At 37.4% G+C, this 20,140-nt stretch carries 20 protein-coding genes and 1 riboswitch; of the genes, 2 read left to right on the forward strand and 18 right to left on the reverse strand.

Features of this window, described 5'->3' with window-relative positions:
- Positions 1-45: 45 nt before the first annotated feature.
- From argF to lepB, 16 genes are all read right to left on the reverse strand, one after another.
- Complete coding sequence (gene argF, locus SH601_RS10160) at positions 46-981, reverse strand: ornithine carbamoyltransferase (protein ID WP_319958187.1); 936 nt, start codon at positions 979-981, stop codon at positions 46-48.
- Positions 978-4,214: a carbamoyl-phosphate synthase (glutamine-hydrolyzing) large subunit gene (carB, locus tag SH601_RS10165; RefSeq protein ID WP_319958188.1), complete on the reverse strand. Its 3,237-nt coding sequence runs from the start codon at positions 4,212-4,214 to the stop codon at positions 978-980. Before carB ends, argF begins: the two co-directional genes overlap by 4 nt.
- The gene (locus SH601_RS10170) at positions 4,207-5,301 is read right to left on the reverse strand and encodes a carbamoyl phosphate synthase small subunit (protein WP_319958189.1); all 1,095 of its coding nucleotides are present in this window, start codon (positions 5,299-5,301) and stop codon (positions 4,207-4,209) included. The genes carB and SH601_RS10170 overlap by 8 nt, the downstream gene beginning before the upstream one ends.
- A gap of 215 nt (positions 5,302-5,516) precedes the next feature.
- On the reverse strand, positions 5,517-6,941 hold the full coding sequence (argH, locus tag SH601_RS10175) for an argininosuccinate lyase (RefSeq protein ID WP_319958190.1): 1,425 nt from the start codon (positions 6,939-6,941) through the stop codon (positions 5,517-5,519).
- Positions 6,938-8,197, reverse strand: coding sequence for an argininosuccinate synthase (locus SH601_RS10180; protein WP_319958191.1), 1,260 nt, complete (start codon positions 8,195-8,197; stop codon positions 6,938-6,940). Before SH601_RS10180 ends, argH begins: the two co-directional genes overlap by 4 nt.
- Before the next feature lie 245 nt (positions 8,198-8,442).
- Positions 8,443-8,871 (reverse strand): DUF4064 domain-containing protein, encoded by a 429-nt coding sequence (locus SH601_RS10185; protein ID WP_319958192.1) that lies wholly within the window; start codon positions 8,869-8,871, stop codon positions 8,443-8,445.
- A 21-nt stretch (positions 8,872-8,892) separates the two neighbouring features.
- Positions 8,893-9,840 carry an ABC transporter permease gene (locus SH601_RS10190; protein WP_319958193.1) on the reverse strand — a complete coding sequence of 316 codons (948 nt, stop codon included), beginning with the start codon at positions 9,838-9,840 and terminating at the stop codon, positions 8,893-8,895.
- The gene (locus tag SH601_RS10195) at positions 9,833-10,738 is read right to left on the reverse strand and encodes an ABC transporter ATP-binding protein (RefSeq protein WP_319958371.1); all 906 of its coding nucleotides are present in this window, start codon (positions 10,736-10,738) and stop codon (positions 9,833-9,835) included. Before SH601_RS10195 ends, SH601_RS10190 begins: the two co-directional genes overlap by 8 nt.
- A 142-nt stretch (positions 10,739-10,880) precedes the next feature.
- A complete protein-coding gene (gene thiD / locus SH601_RS10200) occupies positions 10,881-11,693 on the reverse strand; it encodes a bifunctional hydroxymethylpyrimidine kinase/phosphomethylpyrimidine kinase (RefSeq protein ID WP_319958194.1) in 813 nt (270 codons plus the stop codon).
- A gap of 32 nt (positions 11,694-11,725) precedes the next feature.
- Positions 11,726-12,202, reverse strand: a complete 477-nt coding sequence (locus tag SH601_RS10205) for a DUF456 domain-containing protein (protein WP_319958195.1) — start codon at positions 12,200-12,202, stop codon at positions 11,726-11,728.
- Positions 12,203-12,313: 111 nt separating this feature from the next.
- Complete coding sequence (locus SH601_RS10210; RefSeq protein WP_319958196.1) at positions 12,314-12,838, reverse strand: type 1 glutamine amidotransferase domain-containing protein; 525 nt, start codon at positions 12,836-12,838, stop codon at positions 12,314-12,316.
- 67 nt (positions 12,839-12,905) lie between these two features.
- A complete protein-coding gene (thiE, locus tag SH601_RS10215; protein WP_319958197.1) occupies positions 12,906-13,553 on the reverse strand; it encodes a thiamine phosphate synthase in 648 nt (215 codons plus the stop codon).
- On the reverse strand, positions 13,550-14,338 hold the full coding sequence (gene thiM / locus SH601_RS10220; protein ID WP_319958198.1) for a hydroxyethylthiazole kinase: 789 nt from the start codon (positions 14,336-14,338) through the stop codon (positions 13,550-13,552). The genes thiE and thiM overlap by 4 nt, the downstream gene beginning before the upstream one ends.
- Positions 14,335-15,159, reverse strand: a complete 825-nt coding sequence (gene thiD, locus SH601_RS10225) for a bifunctional hydroxymethylpyrimidine kinase/phosphomethylpyrimidine kinase (protein WP_319958199.1) — start codon at positions 15,157-15,159, stop codon at positions 14,335-14,337. Before thiD (SH601_RS10225) ends, thiM begins: the two co-directional genes overlap by 4 nt.
- Entirely contained in the window at positions 15,156-15,845 is a 690-nt protein-coding gene (tenA, locus tag SH601_RS10230; protein ID WP_319958372.1) for a thiaminase II, read from the reverse strand. Before tenA ends, thiD (SH601_RS10225) begins: the two co-directional genes overlap by 4 nt.
- Positions 15,846-15,953: 108 nt before the next feature.
- Positions 15,954-16,062, reverse strand: a riboswitch (TPP riboswitch).
- 47 nt (positions 16,063-16,109) lie between these two features.
- Positions 16,110-16,658: a signal peptidase I gene (gene lepB / locus SH601_RS10235; protein WP_319958200.1), complete on the reverse strand. Its 549-nt coding sequence runs from the start codon at positions 16,656-16,658 to the stop codon at positions 16,110-16,112.
- Between the two features lie 175 nt (positions 16,659-16,833).
- On the opposite strand from lepB, the gene SH601_RS10240 reads away from it, so the two are divergent.
- The gene (locus SH601_RS10240; protein WP_319958201.1) at positions 16,834-18,024 is read left to right on the forward strand and encodes a CynX/NimT family MFS transporter; all 1,191 of its coding nucleotides are present in this window, start codon (positions 16,834-16,836) and stop codon (positions 18,022-18,024) included.
- Positions 18,025-18,277: 253 nt separating this feature from the next.
- Positions 18,278-18,604 carry a hypothetical protein gene (locus SH601_RS10245; protein ID WP_319958202.1) on the forward strand — a complete coding sequence of 109 codons (327 nt, stop codon included), beginning with the start codon at positions 18,278-18,280 and terminating at the stop codon, positions 18,602-18,604.
- A gap of 194 nt (positions 18,605-18,798) precedes the next feature.
- Here SH601_RS10245 and SH601_RS10250 read toward each other — a convergent pair whose 3' ends face one another.
- Positions 18,799-19,212 carry an organic hydroperoxide resistance protein gene (locus tag SH601_RS10250; protein WP_319958203.1) on the reverse strand — a complete coding sequence of 138 codons (414 nt, stop codon included), beginning with the start codon at positions 19,210-19,212 and terminating at the stop codon, positions 18,799-18,801.
- A gap of 103 nt (positions 19,213-19,315) precedes the next feature.
- Positions 19,316-20,074, reverse strand: coding sequence for a pyruvate formate-lyase-activating protein (pflA, locus tag SH601_RS10255; RefSeq protein WP_319958204.1), 759 nt, complete (start codon positions 20,072-20,074; stop codon positions 19,316-19,318).
- Positions 20,075-20,140: the final 66 nt, after the last annotated feature.

The raw sequence follows: 20,140 nt of genomic DNA on the forward strand, positions 1-20,140 counted from the left end.
ATGAACTGCAACATGAAAAAAAAACTAGATCTCTCGTAAAGAGATCTAGCCCATCAGTGCAACCATTAATGCCTTTTGTGCATGTAATCTGTTTTCTGCTTCTTGAAATACGACAGATTGGTCTCCATCAATAATTTCTGCTGTTACTTCTTCGCCTCGATGCGCAGGTAAGCAGTGCATGAAAATAGCATCTTGCTTCGCATGCGAGAATAGATCTGCATTTACTTGATACGAAGCAAAAGCTTTTTCTCGTTCGTTCTGTTCTTCTTCCTGTCCCATGCTTGCCCATACATCTGAATAAATAACATCTGCATCTTTTACAGCTTCTACGACATCTTCTGTAATGAAAATTTCGCTATCATCCGTAAAAGCTTGTGCTTGTTTAACGATATTCTCATCAGGCTGATACCCCTCTGGCGCAGCAATTGCAACATCTAATCCCATTTTTGCACAGCCTATGATCAAGGAATGAGCCATATTGTTTCCATCACCGATATAAGCTAATTTTAAACCTTCTAGCCTCCCTTTTACCTCTTGGATCGTTTGCAAATCGGCAAGTACTTGGCATGGATGATAATCATCCGTTAAACCATTGATGACTGGAATAGAAGCATTCGCTGCTAAATCTTCGACATCTTGTTGGGAAAAAGTACGAATCATGATGCCATCTAAGTAGCCTGATAACACTTTGGCTGTATCAGAAATAGGTTCTCCTCTCCCTAATTGAATATCGTTCGAACTTAAAAACAGTCCCATTCCACCTAATTGATAAATACCTGTTTCAAAGGAAACGCGCGTACGAGTAGAGGATTTTTCAAAAATCATTCCTAATGTTTTTCCTTTAAGCGGCTGATAAACTTCACCATTTTTTTGTTTTTGTTTAATTTCCATCGCTAATTCTAAAATATAGGCTATTTCCGACTTCGAGTAATCTGCAAGTGTTAAAAGGTCTTTTCCTTTTAATTGTTCTTTCCGTGTCAAGGCATTGCACGCTCCTTCTTATTTATATTCGGTTTATTCTGTCGATAATATTGAATCGATTGTGGTGACTCTTGTTCTATTTGAGCAACATTGATATAAGCACTTAATGTATCATTTGCACTAAAGTGTAGTGTATCTGACGTTAGAGCTGCTTCTCTTAATGATACATGCTCATCCTTTTCTCCAGTTCGGTGTGTATCTGTAATCAATACATATTGATCAGCTAAGCATTTCTGCTCTGCCTCTTGTACACTCACAACTTTATGAACATGGATATCATGTGCTGACAATAAAGCTTGTGTTTCTGTGTCTGCTTCAATCATGATATTACTAGACTGTAATGCTCGCTGCAGTTTTTCATCTATCTTCGCTAATGATAAGAAAATGGTGTCTTGTTCTCTTAATGATTGCAGACTATCCTCTTTCCATCCAAACGCTTTTGCCATCGCCTGCTCTACAGTTGTACCAATTCCGATTGCTTCCCCTGTTGATTTCATTTCAGGCCCGAGAATCGGATCAACACCTGGTAACTTATTTGTAGAAAAAACAGGCATTTTCACTGCATAATAAGGCACTTCTTTATGCAGGCCTACCTTCCATTCCTGACTTACTAGCGCTTCTCCCATCTGTACTTTTGTTGCCAAGTCAACCATTGGTACACCTGTTACCTTACTCGCAATAGGAACCGTTCGAGAAGCACGTGGATTCACTTCTAATACATAAACGGTTTGGCGATCTTCACTTAGTACAAACTGAATATTCATAATCCCTTTTATCTGTAGTTCCTCCGAGATTTTTTTTGTATATTGCTCAATGGTTTGTTTATGATCATCTGTTAAACTCGGCGCTGGAAAAATTGCTACACTATCACCTGAATGGACACCTGCTTTTTCAACATGTTCAAAGATTCCTGGAATTAAAATATCTGCTCCATCACAAATCGCATCGATCTCCACTTCATATCCTTCAATATAACGATCAATTAATAAGGGGAAAATTCGATTATCATGTGTCTTTGCTTGTAAGTCCGATAAATAATCAACAAGTTGATGCTCATTGTGCAAAATAACCATTCCCTGTCCACCAATTACATAAGATGGTCGCATTAAAACAGGGTAACCAATTTCTTGCGCCACTGCTTTCGCATCATGAATATCCATTACCGTATCACCTGGAATATGTGGGATATTCAATCGTTGTAACAACTGATAGAACAAATCTCGATCTTCTACCGCTTCAATTGCATCTAGCGCCGTGCCCGCAATCTGGACACCTGCTTTTTTCAAACCGTCAGCTAGATTAATAGCTGTTTGACCACCGAATTGAACGAGGACACCTTGTGCATTCTCTTTGTCGATTACGTGTAAAACATCCTCAACCGTTAATGGTTCAAAATAAAGATGATCTGCTGTATTAAAATCTGTACTCACTGTTTCAGGGTTGTTGTTAACCACAACCGCATCAATTCCTTGTCCTTGTAAGGACTTGGCCGCATGAACAGAGCAGTAATCAAATTCGACTCCTTGCCCAATTCGAATTGGACCAGAACCTAGCACAACCATTCGCTTTTCACCATCCAATGATTCAACCTCATCCCATTCATTCCAAGAACTATAGAAATAAGGCGTTTCCGCTGAGAATTCAGCAGCACATGTATCGACCATTTTATAAGAAGGTGCGAGCTTTTCTGTTTTGATTTTTTGTTGAATCTCTTTTATATCTACTTGTAATAATGTAGCCAACGTATGATCAGAAATACCGAACCCTTTTGCCTCTTGCAAATCTGACACGTCTATCTGTCGCCAGCCTTTTTCTGCGATTTCTTGTTCCTTAACAATCATTGCTTTCAATTCATATAAAAAGTAATTGTTAATAGCCGTAATGTCATGAATCTCATCCACTGACATCCCTCTACGTAATGCTTCTGCCACAATAAACATTCGCTCGTCTGTTGCATTCTCTAAAGCATTATGCAGCTCTTGTTCTGATAGCTTCTCTACACCTGGTAAATGTAGCGAATCTAAACCAATTTCCAATGAACGAATTGCTTTATTTATTGCCACTGGGAAATTACGCGCAAGTGCCATTACTTCTCCTGTCGCTTTCATTTGAGTACCTAACGATCGTTCAGCACCAGTAAATTTATCAAATGGCCAGCGCGGAATTTTTGCCGCAATATAGTCGATTGCAGGCTCAAAACTTGCATATGTATCACCTGTAATCGGATTAATCACCTCATCTAATTGATAACCTAGCGCCACTTTTGCTGCAATTCGAGCAATCGGATAACCTGTTGCCTTAGAAGCTAGTGCACTAGAACGGCTAACTCGTGGATTTACTTCAATAATAATATAATCATCATTGTCAGGGTTTAGCGCAAATTGAATATTACATCCGCCAATTACACCTAACTCACGGATAACCTTTACTGATGATGTCCGAAGCATTTGATATTGGCGATCTGTTAATGTTTGAGACGGCGCAACAACGATACTGTCACCAGTATGAACTCCAACAGGGTCAAAGTTCTCCATATTACAGACAATAATACATGTATCATTGGCATCACGCATTACCTCATACTCTATTTCCTTCCACCCCTTCACACTTTGCTCAATTAACACTTGATTAATTGGACTATAATGTAAGCCGTTCTTCACAATTGTGCGTAATTCCTGCTCGTCATTTGCAATACCGCCACCTGCACCACCTAGTGTATAGGCAGGTCGAACAATCATCGGATAACCTACTTTTTTAGCGAAACTTACTGCTTCCTCAATAGAAGAAGTAGAAAGACTTTCTGCAATCGGTTCTCCGATGTCTTTCATCATGGATTTAAACATTTCACGGTCTTCCCCTTTTTGAATCGTCTCAAGCGGAGTTCCTAGTAACGTCACATCGTATTGTTCCAATACACCTGCTTCATCTAATAATACAGCCATATTAAGACCTGTTTGACCACCTAAAGTTGGCAAAATACCGTCTGGACGTTCTTCTGCGATTATTTTCGTGATGGACTCACATGTTAAAGGCTCCAAATATACTTTATCTGCTATATTTTCGTCTGTCATAATGGTGGCAGGATTATTATTTACTAAAATAACTTCTATTCCGTCTTCTTTTAAAGCTAGACATGCTTGTGTACCAGCATAATCAAATTCTGCTGCTTGCCCAATTACAATCGGACCAGACCCGATTACGAGCACTTTCTTTATATCATCTTTCTTAGGCATGCTGTTTCTCTCCCTTTGTAATGAACTGCTTGATAAAGTTTACGAATAAATGATGGGTATCAATTGGTCCTGGATGTGCCTCTGGGTGAAATTGCACCGTCATTAAAGGCTTAGTTTTATGCTTTAAGCCTTCCACTGATTTGTCATTCACATTGATATGCGAAACATACCAATCATCCATTTTCACAGAATCATAATCAACGACATAACCGTGATTTTGTGAGGTAATCATCACTTTTCCTGTTTGTACATCTTTAACCGGATGATTACTACCTCGATGACCATATGGTAAACGTTTCGTTGTCGCACCATAGGCAAGTGCGATTAGCTGATGCCCTAAGCAAATCCCCATTGTTGGGAAGTGATCGGCAATTTGTTTCAAATTTGTTGAGAGGTGTGCTAATGCCTTTGGATCACCAGGCCCATTTGATAACACAACACCGTCAGGAGCTAATGATTGAACTTCAATAAATCTCGTATCAAAAGGGACAACTGTCACATCACAACCTAACTCTAGTAGTGAGTGTGCAATAGAATGCTTGTAACCAAAATCAACAACTACTACATGTGGCGCTTTCTGATCAGTTGAATTATTCGTTTTATACGTTATTTTTTCTGCTACCGATACGGTTGAAACAATATTTGGGTTCACGCTTGTATTAACTGGTTTATCTTCGGGGTTATCCGTCATTTTGCCGTACACTTCCCCATGCTTACGGATAATTTTCGTTAATGCTCTTGTATCAATATGCGACAATGCTGGGATTTTGTGTTTCTCCAACATTTCGACTAATGTATATTTGGATTCATAATGTTCTGGGTTATGACTTGGTGTTGAAACGATAAAACCTTTTAACGAAGGTTGAATACTTTCGTAGTCTACCTCATTCCAGCCATAGTTTCCGATTAAAGGATATGTCATTGTAACGATTTGTCCTGCATAAGAAGGGTCTGTCATTACTTCTTGATAACCTGTCATTGCTGTATTAAACACCAATTCCCCATCTGCATACTTATACGAACTCAACCATTTACCTTCTAATACATCCCCTGTATTCAAAACGAGATAACCTGTTGTTTCTGGCATTATTTTTCCCCTCCAATAACTATCTCTTATTTCAATCCATTTAATTTGTTTTTTATAATTATACTATATTATTCATATTTATTCATTAATATTTAAAAAATTTTCTAAAAAATATGTTTTCCACACTTTCAACGTGAATATCGACACCAAGCGTTCTGCATCACTTTCTCTTCTGATAATAAAAACGCAACTGATGTTGGTCAGCTGCGTTTTTATTATTTTTTCAGAACGTTTACTTTTTCTCCATATGTTCCTACCCATGCATCTGTTTCTTCTAGAATTGTTTCTGCTTGCTTGACTTGGTCTTGAACCCTATTTTTCGCTGTTCCACCTACAACATCCCTTGCATTGACAACCGTTTCCGGTGAAAGTACGTGATAAATATCATCTTCAATTAGATAAGAGAAGTTTTGGAAATCTGCCAAACTTAAATCTAATAAATATTTATTCTCTTGAATACAATGCAAGACAACTTGACCGACAACAGCGTGTGCCTCGCGAAATGGTAAGTCTTTATTGACTAAGTAATCCGCTAAATCTGTTGCATTAGAGAAATCTTCCGCAACCGCTGCATACATATTCTCTTTCTTCACTTCCATTGTCTCAATCATCGGGGCAAAAAGAGCTAGAGCTCCTTTTAATGTCTCCATTGAATCAAACATACCTTCTTTATCTTCTTGCATGTCTTTATTATAAGCAATTGGCAAGCCCTTCAATGTTGTTAGCATCCCCATTAAGTTGCCATAAACTCGACCTGTCTTCCCTCTCACTAATTCTGCGACATCAGGATTTTTCTTTTGTGGCATCATACTACTTCCAGTACTAAACGCATCATCTAACTCAATAAAATTGAACTCCGCACTTGACCATTGTACTAATTCTTCACTAAGACGAGATAAATGCATCATGATCAAGGAAGTATTAGAAAGAAATTCCACAACAAAGTCACGATCACTAACTGCGTCTAAACTGTTTTCTACGACACCATCAAAGTTCAACTTTTCCGCCACATAATGACGATCGATTGGGAAGGTTGTACCCGCTAGTGCCCCTGCACCAAGCGGGGAACGATTAACCCTTTTGAAGCTGTCACATAAACGATCTGTGTCACGTTCAAACATGGATACATATGCCATCATATGGTGTGCAAATAATACTGGTTGCGCGCGTTGCAAATGCGTATAGCCTGGCAAAATCGTATCTAGGTTTGCCTTCGCTTGTTTTACTAAAGCTTTTTGGAGATGAGCTAGTAATTCGACCAACGTTACGAGTGAATCACGCAAATATAAGCGCATATCTAACGCTACTTGGTCATTTCTACTTCTTCCGGTGTGCAACTTACCACCTACAGCGCCTACTTCCTCAATTAGTAGTTTCTCCACATTCATATGAATATCTTCATTTGCTTCGGTTAGTTCTGCTTCGCCTGCTTCTATTTTTTTCGCTACAATTTCTAATCCTTTTTTGATTGTTTCTGCATCTTCTGTTGGGATAATCTCGCATTTTGCCAGCATCTCCACATGTGCTAAACTACCTTGGATATCATATTGTGCTAATTTTTGATCGAAGCTAATCGATGCCGTATATTCATCAACTAATTCATTTGTTGGTTTTGTAAATCGACCGCCCCATAGTTTCATGACTTCACTGATTCCTTTACATCAATTGTTGTTTTCTCCATGATTTTCGCTTTATCTGCATGCACATCATTCACCGTTGAATGTACTTTTGTAGGTAATCCCCAAAGTTTAATGAAACCAAGCGCTGCATCATGATCAAACTGATCACCTTTGTTATACGTAGCAAGCTCCATATCATATAAAGAATTTTCTGATTTACGTCCGACAATAAACGCTTGCCCTTTATACAATTGAACTTTCGCCACACCATTCACATATTTTTGTGTTTCTGCAATAAATGCTTTTAGTGCATCTGTCAATTGTGTAAACCAAAGGCCATCATAAATTGCTTGTTCTAACTGTTGCTCTACAACTGGTTTGAATTTCGTCACTTCTCTTGGTAATGTAATCGACTCAATTTCGTGATGTGCCTTGATTAATGTAATGGCTGCAGGAGCCTCATAAATTTCACGTGATTTAATTCCAACAAGACGGTTCTCCACGTGATCGATTCGTCCGATCCCATGTTTACCAGCAATATCATTTAATGTTAATATCAACTCATGTAACGGATATTCTTCACCATTAATCGCAACTGGCTTACCTTGTTTAAATTCAATTTCAATAATTTCCGGCTCTTCAGGTGCATCTACCGGGTTAACCGTTAATTCAAAAGCATCTTCTGGCGCAACGGCCCACGGATCTTCCAAAATACCACATTCATTTGCACGGCCCCAAAGGTTCTGATCCACACTATACGGACTGTCTAAATCAATCGGAATCGGAATACCATTTTCTTTTGCGTAGTTGATTTCTTCATCTCTTGTCATTTTCCATTCACGTACAGGTGCAACAATTTGAAGATCCGGATTTAATGCCGTAAACGCAACATCGAAACGAACTTGGTCATTACCTTTACCTGTACAACCATGTGCAACAGCAACGGCTCCTTCTTTTTCCGCTATATCAACAAGTACTTTTGCAATTAATGGACGAGATAACGCAGATACTAATGGATATTTATCTTCATACATCACATTTGCTTGAAGTGCAGGTAAAACGAAATCTTCCGCAAAAAGCTGCTTCGCATCAACAGAATAAGATTTGATTGCTCCTACATCAATAGCTTTCTTCTTCACAAATTCTAAATCTTTTCCTTCACCTACATCCAATCCTACCGCAATAACATCATAATCATATTTATCTTGTAACCATTTAATTGCAACAGAGGTATCAAGTCCTCCAGAATATGCTAAAACAATTTTTTCTTTTGCCATCATAATCTCTCCTTACCTATTTTAAATAGTTCTCATTATTTTCGTTTGATTAATTATGTATTATTATGCACTATTAAGCATATTAATTCAATAGTTATTTTAAGATTTTTTTGTTTTTTTCTTAGAATATGAAAAAGATTACTAGTTTAATAGCTATTCAGACGATTATTCATTTTTATGAATAAATATTAAAAACCTTCATCTGCTTTATTGATAAACAGATGAAGGTTCTAAACTTTCGATTATTAATATTGTTCCATGTTTACTTCTTGCTTAGGTTTACGCGCAAGACCCATAATACCTGCGATGATGAAGAAGATTCCTGCAAAGATACCTAAACCATACGTAATAAAGATAATAACAACAGATGTCACGAGTAACAAAATACTTGCAATAACTGGCTTGTTATTTCCTTTAAATAAGATTGACGCTACAATACCTACTACAATAGCAATAATGGAGCTAACAACAATTACCGTACCAAACGATCCCATAGTATCTAATATTAGTTGCACATCTCCTATATCAGTTTGTTGTACTTGTGGATCATTCATTATTTCCTCTCTTAACTCTTCATTACCTTCAAACATACGGAAAATGCCACCAAACAATGCTCCAATTAAATACAACACAGAACCAATAATGGATAGTGTTATTTCAGCTGTTCTTTTCATTTTACTCTCCCCTTATAAAAATTAATTTCCCGCAACATCACGTTTAGAGAACGATAACCACGAAATGAATAAAAATAATACAAAGTAAATAATTAACACTGTGATCGAAAATCCTAATGTCATACTTTCCACAATCGGACTACCTGACCCGAAATACTGGCTCAAGTCTGTATTGGCAAACAAGATATACTTAGCCCAATCATACTTCGCCACTACCTCAACAGCTATATTTCCTGTAAACATTAAGAAGATCGCCAATCCAATTGCCATTGTACTATTTCTAAACAATGTCGAAATCATAAAGGCAAACGTAGTCATCATCACTAAATTTACCACATTAAATCCATATTGTGTAATAATTTCTGTGAAAATCGCTACTTCTTCCACACCATCTGCCCCTACTTGGATTAAACTAGGATTCCAGCCATTGATACCAAAAATTATTGCACCTATTATAAAACTAGTAGCAACTAAGAACAATAGCATTGTCACCGAAAAAAATAAGACAGATAAAAACTTCGTGTATAATATCTTCGTTCGAGAATTAGGACGAATTAATAATAATTTAATGGTTCCCCATCGAAACTCATTTGCTATAATACCAGCTGCTACGATAATAGTAAATAAGCTAATCATTGTTGATAAACTAGCGTTATCAAGGGTGAATTGCCATGCATCATAGGACAAAGGTGGAATATCATTCTCTATACGATATTCATTCTTCTGTATTTCAGAATCAAAACCAAAAAAATCTCCTTCTTGATTTAATTCCCTATATTCTTCATTTTCTTGTGTAAGCTGTTGTTCCCAATCATCTCCATATGTTGTTTCATCAACACTATCTGCCCATAATAGAATTAACGCACTACCTACAATAAGGACAAAAAGGATGATATACATTGACCAAGTGGACCAACGGGAATACAGCTTCATCTGTTCATTCTTTAATAACCCTAATAAATTACGCAATAGTATTCTCTCCAATCAACTCAAAGAATTTATCTTCTAAACTACCTCGTTCTAGTGCTACTTCATATATAGCTATGTCTTCCTTCACTAACTCTTTAACTAGATTAGGCACATTAGATTTTGCGACATTTACCTTCAGACGAGTTTGTTCAGATTGCACATTTAAATTCAATGTTTCTTGAAGAACTGTTTTTGCTTTTTCTTCCTCATCTACCTCTAATCTTACCGTAACTTCTTCCTCTTCTGTATCTGTATCTCTTACTTCTTCTACCGTAATCAGTTCACCATTTTTAATAATGCCGATTCGGTCACACATTAATTCTATTTCCGATAATAAATGGCTGGATACAATGACAGATACTTGTTCTTTTTCCGCTAGATTTCTAATATAACTTCTAATTTCACGTATACCAGCTGGATCAAGACCATTCGTTGGTTCATCTAGGATTAAAACCGTCGGACGATGTAAAAGCGCTTGAGCAATACCCATTCGTTGGCGCATACCTAAGGAGTATCTGCCTACTTTTTCATTGATTGCCTTTTCTAAACCGACTAAACTAATTACCTCACGAATACGATCATCCGTAATGCCAGGAATCATGCGCGCATAATGCTTCAAATTCTTCCAACCAGATAAATATGGGTACATTTCTGGGTTCTCGACAATTGCACCGATATGACGAATAGCCTCTTTATAATCCTTCTTAATACTAAGACCATTTATCTTAATATCACCCGACGTAATTTTCATTAAACCAACCATCATCCGAATCGTTGTCGTTTTACCGGCACCATTAGGTCCTAAAAAACCAAACACTTCTCCTTGTTTAATCGAAAAATTCAACCCTTTAATAATCGGTTTTTTCCCAATTGATTTATGTACATTTTGTAACTCCATTGCTATCTTCAAACTATTCCCCCTCCCTATTTCCAATCATATATACGGTAAAACAACTTATTACGTTTCATAAAAAGGAAAATTTTTAGAAAAAGTTAGGATTATACATCTTCTTTACAGGAAAAAAGAAGCAGTTCATCCATTACTGCTTCCCTAGTACATGTTCATTCTTTTGTCTAAATGCCCCGTGCCTTACAGAACCAATCCCCGTACCAAATGATAAAGCATGTTTGATTGCTTTATAGACAAATTGTTTACTCATCTCGATTGCTTGGATCATTGGTACCTCTTTTGCTAATTCTGCCGTTAAACAGGCTGCAAAGGTACATCCAGCTCCACTTGTATGTATCGTTTCGACTAGTGGCAAACGAAATACAGTGAATTCTTGTCCATCATAGAAAATATCAATTGCTTCATCTTCCACACTACCTGCTTTTAATAAAACAGATTGTGGACCCAATCCATATAATTTCTTAGTCGCAGCTTTTAACGCTTCGATTTCTCGTGGAATTTCTTCTTCCAATAATTTCTCCGCCTCTAAACGATTCGGTGTAATGATCGTTGCTTGTGGAATTAGTTGCTCCTTCAATACCTCAATCGCATCATCCGCAAGTAACTGCGAACCCATTTTTCCAATCATGACCGGATCAATTACCTTATACCGTACAGGTAAGTCTTGTAACAATTCACTTACTTTTTCAATGATTTCCCTTGAAAAAAGCATCCCCGTTTTCAACGCATCTAGTCCAACCATTTCTGTTGCTGCGTAAAATTGTGCTTCTATTTCTTCGATATCTCTGATGAAAATGCCTTGACTCGTTTTAGAATTATTAGCTACTGTTGCTGTAATCACCGACATTCCATACACATCACGTTCTTGAAATGTCTTTAAATCTGCTTGAATGCCGGCACTACCTTGTGCAGCAGCTCCAGCTATTGTCACTACTCGTTTCATTTGTTAGCACCTCGGTGTCCATTTATATTTCCTTAAATAGCGATAAAAAACCAAATAATCATGATTAATTGAATAATAATTTTTGCAAACGTCCCACTCAGAAATCCTATTAAGGAACCAAATGCTGCTTTAAATGCCTCCTGTGTTGTCTTTTTTTGAATTATTTCCGTTATCACTACAAGAAGGAACGGTACGATAATAATACCAAAAGGCGGAATCACAAAGGAGCCAACGATTACCCCTAAAGCCGCCATTCTTTCACCTGCTTTACTTCCGCCAAATTTCTTTACAAAATAACTATTTGCAATAATATCAGAAAATATAAGCAACAATGTTAGAACGACCATTGCAATCCAGAAAATCCACCCTATATTTTCTGCTGCTAATGCAAATTGATAAATAAAGAAACCAACCCAAATAACTAAAACAGATGGTATGATCGGAAAAATAATCCCAACAAAAGCTAACACAAAACATATAACAATCAATGTCCACCATAGAAATTCCATTTATCATACCCCATTCTATCAGACTTTTACCTCTTTACCTTGAGCATAACACGTTAAGATTGCCATCCATAAAAAAATCTTACAAGGAAAACCTTGTAAGATCAAGTTTGCTTATTGTTCAGCTAGAAAGTCTGCATATGCTTTCATATATGGTGGTAAATCTGGTGGCCTACGACTAGAAATGATATGTCCATCTGTTACCACTGGCTCATCACTCCACAAGCTACCTGCATTTGTCATATCATCTTTAATACCAGGTGTACTAGTTACTTTCTTACCTTGAAGAATACCTGCTGAAATGAGCACCCAACCGGCGTGACAGATTTGGCCAATCGGTTTTTTCGCTTGATCCATATAGCGAACCATTTCGATTACTTCTGGAAATCTTCTTAACTTATCTGGCGCCCATCCGCCAGGTACTAAAATTCCATCATACTCTTCTGCATTAATATCAGAATACGCATAATCAGATTCTGCCGGAACACCATATTTTCCGATATACTTATGACCTGCTTCTTTTCCGACTAGATGTACTGTTGCTCCTTCTTCACGCAAACGTAAAATAGGATACCATAACTCTAAGTCTTCAAAGTCTTCGTCCACTAAAGCAATTACTTTTTTATCTTTAAGACGCACAACATAACCTCCTACTATCATGATACTTCTAGTGTATCAGAAACAGTCGCATTTTATCGACTTATAGCTATTGATGAAAATCGTTAACATCCGCCAAAAAACTTGCTGCTGCATGCTTAGAATTAGTTGCTCGGCTAATCGCAGAAATAATAGAAACTCCGTCTGCACCTGCTCGCATTACAGCGTGCACACTTGGTAAATCAATTCCACCGATAGCAACAATAGGTGTCTCGCCAACTTGCTCTCTAATTGCTTGCAGTCCGGCTGTTCCAATCGGCTCTTTAGCATCTGATTTCGTATTCGTACTATAAATAGGACCTACACCTATGTAATCTGCACCATCTGCTTTCGCCTGTACGGCCTCTTGCACATTTGTCGCAGATACCCCTATGAAACAACCTTTAGGGACTTGCTTCCGTACTTCACTAATCGGCATATCATCCTGTCCGACATGTACACCATCAGCACCTATTTCTACCGCCAAATCAACATCATCATTAACGAAAAAAGGAACTTGATATACGTGGCAAAGCTTTTTCATCTGTTTCGCTAATTGCTTTTTCGCTTCGCTATTAAGTGCATCAGAACCTTTTTCACGAAATTGGAAAAGCGTTATCCCACCTTGTAAAGCTTGTTCCAATATGTATAAAGGGTCTTCTTCTGTATCATTACTACCAAGAATAAAATATACGGACAATAACTGTCGTTCCATCATTCAAAACTCCTAATTCGGCTTTTTTTCTTATCCATTTCTTCTCCATCCACTGCAGCTAATTGATCAAGAAATGCTACTTGAAAGCTACCTGGATATATCTGGTTTGTTGCCGCATTTTCTGCTGCTACACTATAATAACTAAGTGCATCTACTATAGCACTAGTCACATCTTCTGTTACGGTTAAAAAAGCAGCAATAACAGAAGATAATAAACAACCAGTTCCCGTAACTTTTGTCAGGAGTGGATGCCCTCCAGAGATCATCACCTGTTCCTCTTTATTAATCACAATATCTGTCGCACCGGTGATCGCTAATGGTACTTGTAACCTCTTATACGCTTCACTCGCTAACTGTCTTTCATCCATATCGCTAGCGCTATCGACACCACGAACTTGTACATCAATATCCGCTAAATTGGCTATTTCACCTGCATTTCCTCTAATACAGGCTATCTGAACTTCTTGCAAAATTTGCTTAGCTGCTGTTGTACGAAATGTTGTCGCACCTACACCAACTGGATCTAATACGACAGGGACCCCCGCCTTGTTAGCGGATTTCCCTGCAAGAATCATTGCCTCTACTTGTTCTGTCGTCAACGTTCCTATATTCAATAAAAGAGCACTAGCATTCTTTGCCATCTCTTCTACTTCTTCTTTCGCATGTGTCATAACAGGAGTAGCACCTACAGCATATAAACCGTTCGCGGTGAAATTCATCACGACTTGGTTCGTCATATTATGAATTAACGGTTTTTCTTGTCTAACCTTTTCAAGTAAATGACTCATTTCAACACCTCCTGTTGCTGTGGCAAACCTTTCAATCTATATCCCCAATGATTGGTCGGACCATACCCATTCCCCAACGCTAATGGATATTGAATAGCATCCGTTATAAAATCTTTACCAACCGTTACTGCCTCTTTAATAGATTTACCTTTGGCTAATTCTGCCGTTATCGCAGCTGAAAAAGTACAACCAGTTCCATGTGTATGCTTTGTTTCATAGCGATCCGCTTTAAAATAACTGAAGCTACTTCCATCATACAAAACATCGGTTGCTTCTCCTTCTAAATGGCCACCTTTTACAACAGCTGCTTTCGCCCCTAATTCTTCTACGATTACTTTAGCTGCATTTTCTGCCTCTTGATTAGAATGAATCTCAAAACCTACTAAACTTTCTGCTTCTGGTACATTTGGTGTTACGACAGTAGCAAGTGGAACTAATGTATTTCGGATCACTTGTCGTGATGTGATATCCATTAGTGAATCACCACTTTTCGCTATCATAACAGGGTCAATCACATAAGGAATAGTTGTTTTTGCTAGTTTACTAGCAACGAGCTCCATCATCTCAACTGTAGCAATCATTCCTGTTTTGACTGCTTGAGGTGGTATATCTGATAATACAGCATCTAACTGCTTTTCAATAAAATCAATAGGCAAATGCTGAACATCTTGAACACCTAACGTATTTTGTGCCACTACAGAAGTAATAACACTCATACCATATACTTGTCGCTCTTGAAATACTTTCAAATCTGCTTGTATACCCGCACCACCAGATGGATCTGTTCCAGCTATCGTCAGTGCTGATGCTACCTTACTCATTGTTGTACCCCCTCTAAAGAAAATGGCCACTCCTCCACATTGTAAGCCATATCCCAAAATAGATACTCAAGCTGACAGCTTTTAATAAAGGCTTGTTTTGCTTTTTCCTTCTCTTCTTCCCCAACATTTTCTGCCCATTTATCAATACGTTCACATAATTCCGTTGTCACAGATGCTGTATCCTCTTTCGCATAGAAAGTAATCCATTCATAGAAAGGATGGTCTTCTGTCGGTTGATATTTCTCTTTCAAGTGATGCCCAATCTCTAAATATGTCCATGGACATGGTAGTAGTGCTGCAATTAGCTCTCCCATCGAGCCTTGTTGGGCAACACTTTTCATATGTGTCACATAATGATTGGCTGTTGGTGGTAATGGATAGCCTTGCAATTCTTCATAATCTACCCCTGCCACCTCGCATAAATTATGGTGTGGATGGATTTCGCTATTCAAAACAAAACCGATTTTGTCATAAAAATAGTTCATATCTTCTCTTGTGCTGCTTTTAGCAATTGCAATTCCATAAATGTTCATAAAAGCATTTAAATATTCAAAATCTGCCTTCACATAATGAACAATTGCTTCCTTGTGTAAATTGCCTTCTCCGATACCAACTACAAATGGGTGTTCAAAAATTCCTTGGTAAATATCCTCTGCTGATTCTCGCAAAACTTGACTAAATTTCATCATTTCCAGCCTCCACTTTTTTATATTTTTCCATAATAAAAAGCCACTTGCTAAAAGCAGAGCGGCTTTTGAAATCATATATCAAAAGTAAGGTGCAGAAATGAAGTACACCGACCGACTCCACTTTCCTCCGCTGGTTCTAACCAGTTCAGGTTCAAAGGGATCAAGAAAACACATTCTTATCTCAGCTACTTTTGTAGCACCCCTAGTGGATTTTTATTATGAAGTTATTACCAATAAAACATGTATCACTACGATTGTCAACTATTTAATAAATCCGAATGAGCGTAGTGGCCATATACGGAACTTCACGTCACCAATTATAGAATCTTCATCAATAAAACCAAATGCACGACCATCTTTACTTATTCTACGGTTGTCTCCTAGTACAAATATATAACCTTCTGGCACGGTATCTACTCCGGTTATATCCTCTAGTGTAAAATCATTTGTAAGCGTCTGTCCATCTGATAATAACGATTTGTACTCATCCAAATATGGTTCCTCATATTTTTCCCCATTGATATACAAATCATCATCTCTCACCTCAACTGTATCACCTGGTAAACCGATGACACGTTTCACATAGTTTTCATTCTCATCTGGTGCTTCAAAAGCAATTTCATCAAATCGTTCAATACTACTAATCTTACTTAAAATAATCCGATCTCCATTCTCTAAATTGGGCATCATTGATTCTCCCTTTACAATAGACGGAGTAATTAAAAAGTGACGACAAAGGAGGACGATGACAATAGCTATCAGTAGTGCTTTTAACCATGAAAGTATTTCTTTAACGACTGGATTATCCATACAAATGTGACCTTCTTTCATCATAATGAGCTTTTTTTAAAACAATTAACTTTTGCCTATAATTAATGTATGGTATTCTATTATAATGCAAAATCTAGTAGCATAGCGCTACTTACTTATTTTAGCACATATCTATAACTAGTTGTTAATAATACTATAGAAATCAGGTGAACAAATGGAAAAACAACAGGACACAAAGAGACTGTATACTGGTCTGCTTATTGTAGGAATTATCCTTTTAGCATTTAATTTACGTCCTGCAATTACATCAGTTGGTCCTATTATCGGGATTATTCGTTCAGATTTAAACATTAGCAATTGGAGTGCTGGCTTGTTAACAAGTTTACCTTTAATCGCTTTTGCCTTTATGTCACCCATCGCACCTAAAATCGCCAACCGAACAAGTAACGAAAAAGCATTACTTTACGGTTTGATTACCATCCTTATTGGTATTTGGATTCGTTCTACCTCATCCATTATTTTATTATTTATTGGTACGATCTTAATCGGGGTTGGAATTGCTATTATCAATGTTATTTTACCAAGCTTAATTAAAAGTAAATTCCCAGAGAAAATTGGTGTAATGACAGGTGCGTACTCCACTTCGATGTCTATTTTTGCGGCACTCGGATCTGGTTTAAGTGTACCTATTACCACAACTGCAGGAATTGGATGGAAATGGTCATTAGCTAGTTGGAGTATATTAACCATTGTCGGTATACTTGTTTGGTTATTCGTCATGAGTAAACAGCCAAAAGAAGAAGATCCACAATTGTATGAAGCAAGCATCGGTAAATTGTTACGTTCACCTACCGCATGGTTTGTAACATTCTTTATGGGATTACAGTCTTTCTTATTTTATGTAACAGTCTCATGGCTAGCAGAAATATTAATTTCTTATGAATTGACTGCTTCTACAGCAGGCTGGTATGTTGCTTATATGCAATTTATAAGTGTACCTATTACATTCTTCACACCAGTGATTGCCAGCAGATTATCGAATCAACAGCCTATCGTAGCTGTCACAGGACTATTTGGTATTATCGGCTATAGTATGCTTTATGTTGAACCTGGTATAGTAGGTATAACGATTGCGGTCACCTTGATCGGGATCATGTTAGGAGCTTCGATTAGTTTAGCATTAGCTCTACTTGGACTCAGAACATCAAACGCAAGACAAGCTGCTGAACTATCAGGCATGTCACAATCATTTGGCTACTTATTAGCCGCAGTCGGTCCAATTGTAATTGGTCTAATCTTTGATATGACTGGTAGCTGGCATCCTTCTATCACTACCATTATTATCTTCACTGTCATTATGATGGCTTGCGGACTAGGTGCAGGACGAAACAAAAAAGTGCTATGAATCATAGCGCTTTTTTTATACCCATTATTCGTAAAGGATACATGTATGAACAGTTAACATCGTTGATTGATGAATAATTCAAGGCGTTCTGGCATATTGTTTATGTATCGGCTTGATGTGTTAACGACGATGTTTGGAGAAATACCGGTTTATTATTTCCAGAATAGGGTATATGTAGATAGATTGACTACTTTACCTGAACTTATATCAGGTGTATACTGTTATAGTTACAAGAAATGGAGATGGTTATCTAATGAGGAAATCCTTCGTTTTTGTCATGATGATACTAACCATTTCTCACTTTATCACACTAGCAAGTTATCCATCACAACTATCTTTGGTAACTTCCACTATTGATTTAAGCGAAGAATTACATGGACTATTTTATCATGATACTGATCATCATGGCGCAAAAGCCGACAAAGGAATTATCAATGAAGTAAGTATCATATTAAGTGTACTATTATTAACATTGATCACTTACTCACTTTATCGTGCTTTTGTATCGAGACATTTTTTACATGCTGCTTTTTATCAATCTAATTATCTGATCACATCTATACCCCTTTCACAAAAATAAATAAAAGGAGGTAACAACTATGTGGTTTAGATTCTTTATGATTGGTTTATTCTCTTTCGCAGCAATTAGTGTTTGGATTTATCAAGGCGTAGAATTTTTCTTAGCCTTTACAGACTACTTTAAAAATCGTTCCTAATTAGTAGGAATGTTTAAAGCACGGTGCTTAGAGCACCGTGCTTATTTTATTTTTCTTTTTACGCTGCACGTACTTTTAATTCTACGTCAACGTTTCCTCTTGTCGCTTTGGAGTATGGACAGAAATCATGTGCTTGTTTAGCTAATTCTTCTGCTTCTTCTTGTGATACACCTTTAATCTCTACATTAAGTACCACACCGATTTTGAACCCACCGTCAGCTTCATCCTTTAACAAGCTAACCTCTGCAGTAATAGAAGAATCAATCTCTTTCTTTTGTCTAGATGCCAATAAATTCAATGCACCATCATAGCACGCAGAATAACCAGCAGCAAATAATTGTTCTGGATTTGAACCTGTTCCTTCACTACTTGGATCTACTAGGTTTAAATCGATTAAACCATCATCTGATTTGACATGACCGTCACGACCGCCTTTTGCAGTTGCTTTTGATGTAAATAATACATTACTCACTCTATCCACTCCTCTTAGAATAAATTAGAACGTTAAACCACTCGTCCTATTGCTTATATTCTAACAATACTACTGATCATTCATCAATTATTACACATTCCATTTACTGAAAAGACTCCATTTTCTTTCTCATTAACCCTGTACGCAATATCCGCTCTGCATTATTTATTCGCTCTTGTGTCGGTGGTTCTATCCCTTCAAGCGGATATTCTAACCCTAGTTCTTCCCATTTATAAACGCCAAGCTTATGATAGGGGAGCACATCAATCTTAACAACATTATGAAGGGTTCGAATAAATTCAGCTAACCTTTGCAATGCTTCATTATCATCACTAATGGTTGGCACCAACACATGTCTAATCCAGACCGGTACACCTCGATCGTCAAGGTATTGTGCAAAATGTAAAATATGCTGATTAGACATACCGGTTAAAGCGATGTGGTCTGCTAAATCAATATGCTTTAAGTCTAATAAGACAAGATCGGTTACTTGCATTAGTGTATCTAACTTTTCTAGATAATAGGGTGAAGCAGAGAAGCAACCACCACAGCTATCAATCGTTGTATGAACTCCTAATTGCTTCAATTCGGTAAAAAGCTCAATCAGAAAATCTACTTGTAATAATGGCTCACCACCACTTACAGTCACTCCTCCCCCTGAAGCTTGAAAAAAAGGTAAGTATGACTGAATATCGGTAACTAATTCTTCTACAGTTATATTCTTACCATCCATTCTTTTCCAAGTATCTGGATTATGGCAATACTGACACCTTAATAAGCACCCTTGCATAAATATGACGTACCGCAAACCAGGTCCATCGACCGTACCACAAGTTTCCACAGAATGAATTCTTCCAATCATCATACCCACCTCTTTTTCATCACAGTACATGATTCCGTAATACTCTCACTGATTGAAGAATCACTT

Origin of the sequence: Gracilibacillus pellucidus, assembly GCF_033949965.1 — a bacterium.
In the GTDB taxonomy this organism is placed as follows: Bacteria; Bacillota; Bacilli; order Bacillales; family Amphibacillaceae; genus Gracilibacillus; species Gracilibacillus pellucidus.